At 61.2% G+C, this 12053-nt stretch carries 9 protein-coding genes and 2 riboswitches; of the genes, 5 read left to right on the top strand and 4 right to left on the bottom strand.

Translation table 11 applies throughout. The features are described 5' to 3' along the window. Position 1: 1 nt before the first annotated feature. The gene (gene cobW, locus BUE92_RS04540) at positions 2 to 1063 is read right to left on the bottom strand and encodes a cobalamin biosynthesis protein CobW (RefSeq protein ID WP_073522153.1); all 1062 of its coding nucleotides are present in this window, start codon (positions 1061 to 1063) and stop codon (positions 2 to 4) included. A gap of 93 nt (positions 1064 to 1156) precedes the next feature. Further along, positions 1157 to 1356, bottom strand: a riboswitch (cobalamin riboswitch). A 42-nt stretch (positions 1357 to 1398) separates the two neighbouring features. After that, a riboswitch (cobalamin riboswitch) is annotated at positions 1399 to 1611 on the top strand. Positions 1612 to 1708: 97 nt separating this feature from the next. Here cobW and BUE92_RS04535 point away from each other — a divergent pair. The 4 genes from BUE92_RS04535 to cobM all read left to right on the top strand — a co-directional run bounded on the left by BUE92_RS04535 (position 1709) and on the right by cobM (position 3819). Next, the gene (locus tag BUE92_RS04535; RefSeq protein WP_073522152.1) at positions 1709 to 1897 is read left to right on the top strand and encodes a CbtB domain-containing protein; all 189 of its coding nucleotides are present in this window, start codon (positions 1709 to 1711) and stop codon (positions 1895 to 1897) included. Between the two features lie 11 nt (positions 1898 to 1908). Next, positions 1909 to 2613 (top strand): CbtA family protein, encoded by a 705-nt coding sequence (locus tag BUE92_RS04530; protein ID WP_073522150.1) that lies wholly within the window; start codon positions 1909 to 1911, stop codon positions 2611 to 2613. Then, the gene (locus BUE92_RS04525) at positions 2610 to 3002 is read left to right on the top strand and encodes a cobalamin biosynthesis protein (RefSeq protein ID WP_073522148.1); all 393 of its coding nucleotides are present in this window, start codon (positions 2610 to 2612) and stop codon (positions 3000 to 3002) included. Before BUE92_RS04530 ends, BUE92_RS04525 begins: the two co-directional genes overlap by 4 nt. A gap of 70 nt (positions 3003 to 3072) precedes the next feature. After that, on the top strand, positions 3073 to 3819 hold the full coding sequence (cobM, locus tag BUE92_RS04520; RefSeq protein ID WP_073522147.1) for a precorrin-4 C(11)-methyltransferase: 747 nt from the start codon (positions 3073 to 3075) through the stop codon (positions 3817 to 3819). A 221-nt stretch (positions 3820 to 4040) separates the two neighbouring features. Here cobM and nfuA read toward each other — a convergent pair whose 3' ends face one another. The 3 genes from nfuA to BUE92_RS04505 form a co-directional block, all read right to left on the bottom strand. Next, on the bottom strand, positions 4041 to 4625 hold the full coding sequence (nfuA, locus tag BUE92_RS04515) for a Fe-S biogenesis protein NfuA (protein WP_003190728.1): 585 nt from the start codon (positions 4623 to 4625) through the stop codon (positions 4041 to 4043). A 59-nt stretch (positions 4626 to 4684) separates the two neighbouring features. Continuing rightward, complete coding sequence (locus tag BUE92_RS04510; protein WP_073522146.1) at positions 4685 to 5707, bottom strand: acyltransferase family protein; 1023 nt, start codon at positions 5705 to 5707, stop codon at positions 4685 to 4687. 85 nt (positions 5708 to 5792) lie between these two features. Then, positions 5793 to 8084 carry a fatty acid cis/trans isomerase gene (locus BUE92_RS04505; RefSeq protein WP_073522145.1) on the bottom strand — a complete coding sequence of 764 codons (2292 nt, stop codon included), beginning with the start codon at positions 8082 to 8084 and terminating at the stop codon, positions 5793 to 5795. Positions 8085 to 8250: 166 nt separating this feature from the next. Here BUE92_RS04505 and metH point away from each other — a divergent pair, with 166 nt between their 5' ends. Continuing rightward, the gene (metH, locus tag BUE92_RS04500; protein WP_073522144.1) at positions 8251 to 11961 is read left to right on the top strand and encodes a methionine synthase; all 3711 of its coding nucleotides are present in this window, start codon (positions 8251 to 8253) and stop codon (positions 11959 to 11961) included. Positions 11962 to 12053 lie beyond the last annotated feature (92 nt).

Here is a 12053-nt window from a genome sequence, read left to right as displayed (position 1 = left end):
GTTAAACGCTGAGCGCCGCGCGCAATTGCGCTTCGAGGCCGGCTGCGTCCAGTTCCTGGCCGATCAGCACCAGGCGCGTGGTGCGTGCTTCGTCAGCGCCCCAGGCACGGTCGAAGTGCTTGTCAAAGCGCGTGCCCACGCCCTGGATCAGCAGGCGCATCGGTTTGTTGGGGATCGCGGCGAACCCTTTCACACGCAGGATGCCGTGCTGCACCACCAATTGGGTCAGGGCGTCGAGCAGCAGCGCCTCATCGGCTTGGGGCAAGTCGATGGAGATGGAGTCGAAGGCATCGTGATCGTGGTCGTCCTCACCCTCGTGGTGATGGTCGTGATGGCTGTGACGCCCGTCGATATGCGCTTCGGAACCGGCGCCCAGGCCGATCAGCACGTCCAGGGGCAGGCGACCGCTGCTGGCTTCGATGATCTTCACCGCGGGCGGCAGTTCCTCGGCGACTTCCAGGCGCACGCGGGCCAGGTCTTCGGCGCTGATCAGGTCGGCTTTGTTGAGGATCACCAGGTCGGCGCTGGCCAGTTGATCGGCGAACAGCTCATGCAACGGCGACTCGTGGTCCAGGTTCGGGTCAAGTTTGCGCTGGGCGTCGACCTGGTCCGGGAAGGCGGCAAAGGTACCGGCGGCCACGGCCGGGCTGTCGACCACGGTGATCACCGCATCCACCGTGCAGGCGTTGCGGATTTCTGGCCACTGGAACGCTTGTACCAGCGGTTTTGGCAGGGCCAGGCCCGAGGTTTCGATGAGGATATAGTCCAGGTCACCGCGACGGGCGACCAGTTCGCGCATCACCGGGAAGAACTCTTCCTGCACGGTGCAGCACAGGCAACCGTTGGCCAGCTCGTAGACGCGGCCATTGGCTTCTTCTTCGGTGCAACCGATAGAACACTGCTTGAGGATTTCACCGTCGATGCCCAGCTCGCCGAACTCGTTGACGATCACCGCAATGCGACGGCCCTGCGCGTTGTCGAGCATATGGCGCAACAGCGTGGTTTTGCCCGAGCCGAGGAAGCCGGTAACGATGGTGACGGGAAGTTTGGCCAGTGTTTTCATCGGATGCCCTTTGGGGCGGGCATACGGGACGACAGGCCCTGCGGCGACGCGCAGCAGCGGATTTCGTCACCGGATCACCCCGCCCGGTTGAAGTGGAAAATCAGTGGCGAGGCAGGTCTCCTGGCTTGGGGTGTGCAGGTCTTGCGACCGACGCTGACTGCGCCTTCCCGCCCTATCGGCAGTGGCGTGGCAGTCAACTGAACCCTTCACAGTTGCGGGGGCAGCCGCGGCTTGAACCGCGTTCCCTTCTTAGCTTCGGCCTGGGCCGAAGAACCTCGAGGGTGCAAGGCTACAGGGGCTTGCAGCATTTGACTACCGTCCCCGGCCCATGCTCTCCTACACCTCTTGTTTCGGGTGCCCTTCACAGGGTGAAACGGGAAACCGGTGCGTCATAGATCTATGACCAGTCCGGTGCTGCCCCCGCAACGGTAAGCGAGCGAAGCGTCACGGCCACTGTGCTTTTGCATGGGAAGGCGATGCTTTCAGGAGGACTCTTTCAAGAGCCGCCCCTCGCAAGCCCGGAGACCGGCCCGAAAAATCCAGATAACAAACCCGCGGTGGGCGGGCGCTGTTCGGAACCCTGCGTGCCTGGCGCGTGGGGTTTTCATGCGCTCGTTTCACCCTGACACCTGAAAGGGACGCGCCATGTCGATCATCAGCAGCACTTCGCACACCGTCACTAGCACCGCCACCCTCAGCCAACGCCTGACCGCCGCCATCGGTGCGTCGATCCTCGGCGCGTGCCTGGTGTATTTCGCCGGGTTCTCGCATATAGAGGCGGTGCACAACGCCGCCCACGATACCCGCCATAGCGCCGCGTTCCCGTGCCATTGAGAGCTGCCGACATGATCAAGCGTATTGCGCAAACCGCAGGGTTCACTGGGCTTTTGGCTGCCTTGCTGCTGACCCTGCTGCAAAGTTTCTGGGTGGCACCGCTGATTCTGCAGGCGGAAAGCTTTGAAAAAGCCCCGCCAGCCGCGCAAGTGGTGCACGAGCACACCGCTGGCGCTGCTGCCCACAGCCACGATGCCCAAGCCTGGGAGCCGGAAGATGGCTGGCAGCGTGTGTTGTCCACCACTGGAGGTAATCTGGTGGTGGCCGTAGGCTTTGCACTGATGCTCGCCGGCCTCTACACGCTTCGCGAGCCGACCCGCACAGCCCAAGGCCTGCTCTGGGGCCTCGCCGGCTACGTGACCTTTGTACTGGCACCCACCCTGGGACTGCCACCGGAACTGCCGGGCACTGCGGCGGCTGACCTGACGCTGCGCCAGACCTGGTGGATCGGCACCGCAGCCTCCACCGCCGCCGGCCTGGCGCTGATCGTGTTCGGCCGCAACTGGCTGCTCAAAGGCCTTGGGCTGGCGATCCTTGCCGTACCCCACTTCATCGGCGCGCCGCAACCTGAGGTACATTCGATGCTGGCCCCGGAGGCGCTCGAAGCGCAGTTCAAGATCGCCTCGCACTTGACCAACGTCGCCTTCTGGCTGGCCCTGGGCCTGATCAGCGCCTGGTTGTTCCGCCGCAGCCGCGACGACCAATACTCGGCATGATCCTGGTTGTCGGTTTAGGCTGCCAGCGCGGCTGTGAGGTTCACAGCCTGCTGGCGTTGCTGGACAGCGCCCTGGCCGAGGCAGGCATTGATCGCTCACGCGTGACCGCGTTGGCAAGCATTGACCGCAAACGCGATGAACCTGGGCTGCTGGTGCTGGCTCAGCGGTTGAACCTGCCCTTGCAGTGCTTCAGCGCCGAGCAACTGTCGGGCTATGAACATCGGCTGAGCCATCGCTCAGCGCTGGCTTTTGCCCACACCGGCTGTTACGGCGTGGCCGAAAGCGCCGCCCTGGCCCTGGCCGAACACCTGTCCAATGGCCCTGCACGCCTGCTGATCACCCGCCAGAAAAGCGTACAGGCCACCCTTGCATTGGCCTGCGCGAGCTAAAATCCCGATAATTGCTGCTCTTGAGCATGAGCCGTGTTCATGCTCGCCCGTTTTTGAACAGGACTTCTCCATGACCGTCTACTTTATCGGCGCCGGCCCCGGCGACCCGGAATTGATCACCGTCAAGGGCCAGCGGCTGATCCGCAGTTGCCCGGTGATCATCTACGCCGGCTCGCTGGTGCCCGCCGCCGTACTGGAGGGTCATCAGGCACTCCAGGTGGTCAACAGCGCCGAACTGCACCTGGAACAGATCATCGAGCTGATCAAGACGGCCCATGCCAAAGGCCAGGATGTGGCGCGGGTGCATTCCGGCGATCCCAGCCTGTATGGGGCGATTGGCGAACAAATCCGCCATTTGCGTGAGCTGGGCATCCCTTTCCAGATTATTCCCGGGGTCACGGCAGTGGCGGCGTGCGCGGCCTTGCTGGAGACCGAACTGACCCTGCCGGACATCGCCCAAAGCGTGATCCTGACCCGTTATGCCGATAAAACCAGCATGCCGACTGGTGAAGACTTCGACAGCCTGGCTCGTCACGGTACGACCATGGCGATTCACCTCGGGGTCAATCACTTGGAGAAGATCGTCGCCGAACTGCTGCCGCATTATGGCGCCGACTGCCCGATTGCCGTGGTGCACCGGGCGACCTGGCCGGATCAGGATTGGGTGGTTGGCACCCTGTCAGATATTGCCGCCAAAGTAGCGGCCAAGGGGTTCCGGCGCACGGCGCTGATTGTGGTAGGCCGAGTGCTGGCCAGCGACAGTTTCAGTGAGTCGTCGTTGTATCGGGCTGGGCATGCCCACCTTTACAGACCCTGATTATGTCGGGGGCTTACCCTAATCCCTGTAGGAGCGAGCTTGCTCGCGAAAACCCTAGGCGCCGAGTTTATTCAGGAAGCACGCGTTATCGTTGACGCTTTTCGCGAGCAAGCTCGCTCCTACAGAGGGCGTTAAGCAAGTAATGCAACTTGTTGAATTAAAAGCATAAAAAAACGGCGCTCACGGGGCGCCGTTTTTTATGCTCGCAGTGAACACCTTACTCAGTAGTAGGCGTTTTCTTTCTGCGTATGATCGGTCACGTCACGCACGCCCTTGAGTTCAGGAATACGCTCCAGCAGCGTGCGCTCGATACCTTCGCGCAAGGTCACGTCCGCCTGGCCACAGCCCTGGCAGCCACCGCCGAACTTCAACACGGCGATACCGTCATCCACCACGTCGATCAGGCTCACCTGGCCGCCGTGACTGGCCAGCCCCGGGTTGATCTCGGTTTGCAGGTAGTAGTTGATGCGCTCATTGACCGGGCTGTCGGCGTTGACGTTCGGCACCTTGGCGTTGGGGGCCTTGATGGTCAACTGGCCGCCCATGCGGTCGGTGGCGTAGTCGACCACGGCGTCGTCCAGGAAGGCTTCGCTGAAGGCGTCGATATACGCGGTGAAGCTTTTGAGCCCCAGGGCAGTGTCTTCAGGCTTCTCTTCACCGGGCTTGCAGTAGGCAATGCAGGTCTCGGCGTACTGGGTGCCGGGCTGGGTGATAAAGACGCGGATGCCGATACCCGGGGTGTTCTGCTTGGACAGCAGGTCAGCCAGGTAATCGTGGGCGGCGTCGGTAATGGTTATGGCAGTCATGGAAACTCCTCACAGGCTTGCCCGCAGTTTACGCCAAATCATTACAGAGGTACAAAGTCCTAGTATTTTTGTCGGGAAATAATTGCCGAATCCTCAACGCCCAGCCAACCCTTGAGCACACGATAGGTTGCCTTCTCCAGCCAGCGATAGCTTGCATAAGCGCCCAACGCTATCACCACGATGCACATCAGCAGCATCGCGTAAGGGTCTACGTCCATTCTCTGGGCAACAAAATACCCAACGGCGAGCACCGGCACGTGGATCAAGTACACCGAATAGGAACAATCCCCGAGCAACTTCAAAAAGCGCGAGCCTTGAAACCAGGGCTCCAACGCCACACAACTGATGACTATTATCGCGCTGGGCACTCCCCATTCCAGCGCACGCGGTATATCGGCCCCGTGATAAATCGCCATTAACGCAACGATGATACCCAGCACCGGCAGCCACGGCCTGGCCTTGCACAAACCACGGCGATACAACATGCCGAGCATAACTCCCATCAGAAACTCCAGCACGATGCCGTTGCTGTAGAACCCGCTGGCCAACCCCAGGGCGGGGCCGATATAGCACACCAGATACAGCAGCGTTGCCGCGACCCACAACCGATAGGATTCGCGAAACAACAGAGCGACCGAGAACAATACATAGAACACCATCTCGAAGTTCAGGGTCCATCCAACACCCAGCAGTGGATAGACCTCCACACCCGGTTCACTTGGCGCTGCGATGAACAGCAAGGACATAAGCACATAGCTCGGCTCAAGATGCTCCTGGGGAAACACCGAGGGCACAGTCGCAACCAGAACAATCATCAACAGGGTATAAAACCAATAGGCCGGGACGATCCTTGCCACGCGCATAAGCATGAAACGCCAAGGGGTCAGGGCTTTGTCCGCGGTAGCCAAGAAGATCACAAAGCCACTGATGACAAAGAATATATCCACCCCGATACCGCCTTTATCGGCCAGCAGATACTCCAGCGCGTTATGTGCCTCAAAGTCGAAAAACAACTGCATGAAGTGAACACCCACCACCATCCACGCCGCCAAGGCACGTAGCGCCTGCACTGAGATCAACATCGTCGGAGTACCTTTTCCAGTCTGTCGACAGATATCCGACTGCTTCAGCCCCCGAGTGGAGAAATGACCGGATCAATGCGCCTAGTTATAGGTTCTCATAGCGGTTCATGTCCAATACGCCCTCTTCTACCTTCGTGGTTTCGTGGATGTACTGCGACAAATCATGAAAGTACTGCCAGAACAGCGGGTGACTACGGCGCACACCCCAGCGGTCGACGATTTTCTCGAAGCTCTTGGCGTCCTTGGCCTGCTCCATCTGCGCGACAAACTCAGGCACTTGCCGGGCCGGGATATTGAACATGAAGTTGGGGTAGCTGCTGAGTACGCCTGGGTAGATCGTCACTGTGTCCAGACCCGGCTGATAGCGATATGCCTCACCCAGCAGGAACGCCACGTTACTGTGGGCACGGTTGCGCAGTAGGCTGTAAACCTCGCGCTTGCCGCTGGCGGTTTCGATGCGCAGCATCGTGGCTTCGGGCAATTGCTCGATCACCTTGAGCCCTGCCGCCGGGCGCGAGGTCAGGCGGCTCAGGGCTTGTTCGGCATCCTGCAAAGCCGGGTCGATGCCGTCGCGGGAGCAGAACGCGCCGCTGCAGCGGTTGATCGGGTCGGGGCTGGCGTTCAGATGGCCGTAGCGGGTCAGCAACTGGTTGGCGAAGTCACGCTTGGGGTCTTGCTCGCTCAGGTGCAAACCACTGGCCTTGTCATCGTCAATCGCCTCGTAGTCCAGCCACAGCTTGAGCTTGCCGCTGTTCTGGTACCAGTCGTCCATGAAGTCTTCGCGGGTGTCGGCGGGCATCAGGCGCAGGAAGTTCTGCTCGGCGCCATTGCGGATCAGGTCGAAATACAGCCGGGTCTGAGCCTGGTGCGAGACGTTGCCAAACACGTCGAAATTCACCGCCAACTGGTAATAGGTGCGTTCCAGCAGTGGGTAGTCGAACAGCCACATCGTCTGCGGGACCTCGCCAATCAGGCCCTTGGTCACCGAGGCGCTGTCGAAATGGCGGAAAATGCTCAACAAGGCGTTGTCATTGCCCGCCCACAATGTCGACCAGCTCGGTGCCGGCAGGTCTGCATAGTTGTCACGGCGCAAGGCTTCGTACTGGTTGCGCTTGTCGCGATAGGCCAGCCACAGGCTCAGCACACTGCCCACGTCGTCATTCTGCCCAGGCATGGCCAGCAACGGCGTGGCCTGGCCACGATAACGCGCATCGGTGATGTACAGGTCGTGGTCGGGGTCCTGGAACAGCGTCCAGAAGTTATCGCGGATCACGTCCGTAGCGATCTGCCCACGGCACACCGGCCCGCGAATGAAGGTACGCACGAAGTACTCGGCGTTATCGAGCATGAATTGGTAACGCGCTTTAGCCGGGATCGCCTCGAATGTCGCGAACGGGTTGGCGCGGCTTCCAGGGCCGTAGCCTGGCAAGGCCGTGACTTGCCAGTCGCCGGCGTAGAACAACGCCTTGATCCGCGCCATCTTCGCCGCGCTGAAGGGGTAAGTGATGTGGGTTTTATGCACGATCACGCCCTGCACCGGCCACAGGCGATAATACACCTGGGTGCCTGGGTCGTCGTTGGGGCGACGGGTGGCGATCAGGTCAATCGGCTGGCCACTGGGCGTACGCGAACGCACCCACTGGAAGTAATGCCCCGGCTCGCCGTTCTCGAAATAGATATGCGCCAGGAACAAATGCTCGAACAGCCAGCGCGCCACCAGGCTTTCCTGGGCGCCCGGCTGGTTGAACAGGTTTTCCCACTGTTGCACTTGCAACGCTTCCCTGGCGCTCGGCGCCAGGCCCTGCTCGTCAATCGGCGCGCCGGAGGCCAGCCAGCGTTGCAAAGTCTGGTACTGCTGATCGGTCAGGCCGGTGACCGCCAGCGGCATGCCTTCCTTGGGATGAGCGCCAGCATAGGCATTGAACTCGCCGGGCGTTGCGCACATATTTTCGCGGTTGAGCCCCAGCACAATGTTGTCGGGCAGCTTGGCATTGGGCGCCAGCGGCGCGTTGTGGCCCAGTTCCAGCATGCGCGCCATCAGCGCAGCCTGGCTGCCCTGGGCGTCCAGCACCGAATAGAAGCCCTTCTGCTGCCACGCCTGCTTACCGAATGCGTCATAAAACAAACGCGTCGTTGGCGTGGCGTGGCTGCGCTCGCCGTCATACACCGGCATCTTGCTTGCACCGCGCGCTGCGCCCTCGGCGCTGCCCAGGTTGAGCTGGCAAGCGGAGTCATAGCAGGCATGGCAGGCCACGCACTTTTCAGTAAAGATCGGTTGGATGTCGCGGGTGTAGGAAATCGCCGAAACGGGACCTTCCGCCTGAGCGCTGCTGGCTATCAAGGCCAGGACGGCGCTGACGATTAAACGAAGTGACATGTATCCGGTCCCGATTCAAGGCGTGCGGTATTTGAAGTGGCGTGATTCTACCGGGCCATGCACCCCAGCAACATGAGCGATATTCATGCAAAAGCTCAACATGCTCCAAAAGCCCGCAGGTTTGTTATGATTCACGCCCTCCGAAATGCCTGACCAGAGTAGTCCCATGTCCGACCGAAGCGTTCGTCTGCAAGCCCTTCACCACGCCCTCAAGGAACGTATCCTGATCCTGGACGGTGGCATGGGCACGATGATCCAGAGCTATAAGCTCGAGGAGCAGGACTACCGTGGCAAACGCTTCGCCGATTGGCCGAGCGACGTCAAGGGCAACAACGACCTGCTGGTACTCACCCGCCCCGACGTGATTGGTGGCATCGAGAAGGCGTACCTGGACGCTGGCGCCGATATTCTGGAAACCAACACCTTCAACGCCACGCGCATCTCCATGGCCGACTACGGCATGGAAGAGCTGGCCTATGAACTGAACGTGGAAGGCGCTCGCCTGGCGCGTAAAGTGGCCGACGCCAAGACCCACGAAAACCCGGCCAAGCCGCGCTTCGTCGCCGGCGTGCTGGGCCCGACCAGCCGCACCTGCTCGCTGTCGCCAGACGTGAACAACCCCGGCTACCGCAACGTGACCTTCGATGAGCTGGTGGAAAACTACACCGAGGCCACCCAGGGCCTGATCGAAGGCGGCGCCGACCTGATCCTGATCGAAACCATCTTCGACACCCTCAACGCCAAGGCCGCGATCTTCGCCGTACAAGGGGTGTTCGAGGAGCTGGGCGTGGAGCTGCCGATCATGATCTCCGGCACCATCACCGACGCTTCCGGCCGTACCCTGTCGGGCCAGACCACCGAAGCGTTCTGGAACTCCGTGGCCCACGCCAAGCCGATCTCGGTCGGTTTGAACTGCGCCCTCGGCGCCAGCGAACTGCGCCCCTACCTGGAAGAGTTGTCGAACAAGGCCAACACCCATGTGTCGGCGCACCCCAACGCCGGCCTGCCCAATGAGTTCGGCGAGTACGATGAACTGCCGTCAGAAACCGCCAAGGTCATCGAAGAGTTCGCCCAAAGCGGCTTCCTGAACATCGTCGGCGGTTGCTGCGGCACCACGCCGGGGCATATCGAAGCCATCGCCAAGGCTGTGGCCGGGTATGCCCCGCGCCCGATCCCGGACATTCCCAAGGCCTGCCGCCTGTCGGGCCTGGAGCCGTTCACCATCGACCGCAGCTCGTTGTTCGTCAACGTCGGCGAGCGCACCAATATCACCGGCTCGGCCAAGTTCGCCCGCCTGATCCGTGAAGACAACTACACCGAAGCCCTCGAAGTCGCCCTGCAGCAGGTGGAAGCCGGCGCCCAGGTGATCGACATCAACATGGACGAGGGCATGCTGGATTCGAAGAAGGCCATGGTGACCTTCCTCAATCTGATCGCCGGTGAGCCGGACATCTCCCGCGTGCCGATCATGATCGACTCCTCCAAGTGGGAGGTGATCGAAGCGGGCCTCAAATGCATCCAGGGCAAGGGCATCGTCAACTCCATCAGCATGAAGGAAGGCGTGGAGCAGTTCATTCACCACGCCAAGTTGTGCAAGCGCTACGGCGCGGCCGTGGTGGTGATGGCGTTCGACGAAGCCGGCCAGGCTGACACCGAAGCACGCAAGAAAGAAATCTGCAAACGCTCCTACGACATCCTGGTGAACGAAGTGGGCTTCCCGCCGGAAGACATCATCTTCGACCCGAACATCTTCGCGGTCGCCACCGGTATCGAAGAGCACAACAACTACGCCGTCGACTTCATCAATGCCTGTGCCTATATCCGTGACGAGCTGCCCTATGCGCTGACCTCCGGTGGCGTGTCCAACGTGTCGTTCTCGTTCCGTGGCAACAACCCGGTGCGTGAGGCGATCCACTCGGTGTTCCTGCTGTATGCGATCCGCAACGGCCTGACCATGGGTATCGTCAACGCCGGCCAGTTGGAGATCTACGACCAGATCCCGGCCGAACTGCGTGATGCCGTGGAAGACGTGGTGCTCAACCGCACGCCGGAAGGCACCGACGCCCTCCTCGCCATCGCCGACAAGTACAAGGGCGACGGCAGCGTCAAGGAAGCCGAGACCGAAGAGTGGCGCGGCTGGCCGGTGAACAAGCGCCTGGAACACGCGCTGGTCAAGGGCATCACCACCCATATCGTCGAGGACACTGAAGAGTCGCGCCTGTCGTTCGCGCGCCCGATCGAAGTGATCGAGGGCCCGCTGATGTCCGGCATGAACATCGTCGGCGACCTGTTCGGCGCCGGTAAGATGTTCCTGCCCCAGGTGGTCAAATCCGCCCGCGTGATGAAGCAGGCCGTGGCCCACTTGATCCCGTTCATCGAGCTGGAAAAAGGCGACAAGCCCGAAGCCAAGGGCAAGATCCTGATGGCCACGGTCAAGGGCGACGTGCATGACATCGGCAAGAACATTGTCGGCGTGGTGCTGGGGTGCAACGGCTATGACATCGTCGACCTGGGCGTGATGGTGCCGGCGGAAAAGATCCTGCAAGTGGCCAAGGAGCAGAAGTGCGACATCATTGGCCTGTCCGGCCTGATCACGCCGTCCCTGGACGAAATGGTGCACGTGGCCCGCGAGATGCAGCGCCAGGACTTCCACCTGCCGTTGATGATCGGCGGTGCGACCACCTCCAAAGCGCACACGGCGGTGAAGATCGAGCCCAAGTACAGCAATGACGCGGTGATCTACGTCACCGACGCCTCCCGTGCCGTGGGCGTGGCTACGCAGTTGCTGTCCAAGGAACTGAAGGCCGGTTTCGTCGAGAAGACCCGACTGGAATACATCGACGTGCGTGAACGCACCTCCAACCGCAGCGCGCGCACCGAGCGCCTGAGCTACCCGGCGGCCATTGCCAAGAAGCCGCAGTTCGACTGGAGCAGCTACACCCCGGTGGTGCCAACCTTTACCGGCGCCAGGGTGCTGGACAATATCGACCTCAACGTGCTGGCCGAGTACATCGACTGGACACCGTTCTTCATCTCCTGGGACCTGGCCGGCAAGTTCCCGCGCATCCTCACCGATGAAGTAGTGGGTGAAGCGGCTACCGCGCTGTATGCCGATGCCCAGGAAATGCTCAAGAAGCTGATCGACGAAAAACTCATCAGCGCCCGTGCGGTATTCGGCTTCTGGCCGACCAACCAGGTGCAGGATGACGACCTTGAAGTCTATGGCGACGATGGCCAACCGATTGCCAGGCTGCACCACCTGCGCCAGCAGATCATCAAGACCGACGGCAAGCCGAACTTCTCCCTGGCCGACTTCGTCGCGCCCAAGGACAGCGGCGTGACCGACTACATCGGGGGTTTCATCACCACCGCCGGCATCGGCGCCGAAGAAGTGGCCAAGGCTTACCAGGATGCGGGGGACGACTACAACTCGATCATGGTCAAGGCCCTGGCCGACCGCCTGGCCGAAGCCTGCGCGGAGTGGCTGCACCAGCAAGTGCGTAAAGACTATTGGGGTTATGCCAAGGACGAGCAACTGGATAACGAGGCCTTGATCAAGGAGCAATACAGCGGCATCCGCCCTGCTCCCGGTTACCCGGCGTGCCCGGATCACACCGAGAAAGCCCAGCTGTTCCAGCTGCTCGACCCCGAGGCCCGCGAGATGCAGGCCGGGCGCAGCGGTGTGTTCTTGACCGAACACTACGCGATGTTCCCGGCGGCAGCGGTCAGCGGCTGGTACTTCGCCCACCCGCAGGCGCAGTACTTTGCCGTGGGTAAGGTCGACAAGGACCAGGTCGCCAGCTACACCGCGCGCAAAGGCCAGGACCTGAGCGTAACGGAGCGCTGGCTGGCGCCGAACCTGGGTTACGACAACTAGGCTGGGCACCTGCTTATGGCGCTCATGAGCGCCATAAGACACGGGGGCGATATTCTCTTATCACCCCCGCAGGCACAAAATCCGATTTCCTA

Origin of the sequence: Pseudomonas fluorescens (genome assembly GCF_001902145.1) — a bacterium.
Classification (GTDB): Bacteria; Pseudomonadota; Gammaproteobacteria; order Pseudomonadales; family Pseudomonadaceae; genus Aquipseudomonas; species Aquipseudomonas fluorescens_BV.
The sequence above is the reverse complement of the archived record's forward strand: the minus strand, read 5'-3'. Positions and strand labels throughout refer to the sequence as shown.

Excerpts from the sequence above, each read along its gene's own strand:
- cobW (WP_073522153.1), bottom strand. The coding sequence starts at position 1,063 with ATGAAAACACTGGCCAAACTTCCCGTCACCATCGTTACCGGCTTCCTC.
- BUE92_RS04535 (WP_073522152.1), top strand. The coding sequence starts at position 1,709 with ATGTCGATCATCAGCAGCACTTCGCACACCGTCACTAGCACCGCCACC.
- BUE92_RS04530 (WP_073522150.1), top strand. The coding sequence starts at position 1,909 with ATGATCAAGCGTATTGCGCAAACCGCAGGGTTCACTGGGCTTTTGGCT.
- BUE92_RS04525 (WP_073522148.1), top strand. The coding sequence starts at position 2,610 with ATGATCCTGGTTGTCGGTTTAGGCTGCCAGCGCGGCTGTGAGGTTCAC.
- cobM (WP_073522147.1), top strand. The coding sequence starts at position 3,073 with ATGACCGTCTACTTTATCGGCGCCGGCCCCGGCGACCCGGAATTGATC.
- nfuA (WP_003190728.1), bottom strand. The coding sequence starts at position 4,625 with ATGACTGCCATAACCATTACCGACGCCGCCCACGATTACCTGGCTGAC.
- BUE92_RS04510 (WP_073522146.1), bottom strand. The coding sequence starts at position 5,707 with ATGTTGATCTCAGTGCAGGCGCTACGTGCCTTGGCGGCGTGGATGGTG.
- BUE92_RS04505 (WP_073522145.1), bottom strand. The coding sequence starts at position 8,084 with ATGTCACTTCGTTTAATCGTCAGCGCCGTCCTGGCCTTGATAGCCAGC.
- metH (WP_073522144.1), top strand. The coding sequence starts at position 8,251 with ATGTCCGACCGAAGCGTTCGTCTGCAAGCCCTTCACCACGCCCTCAAG.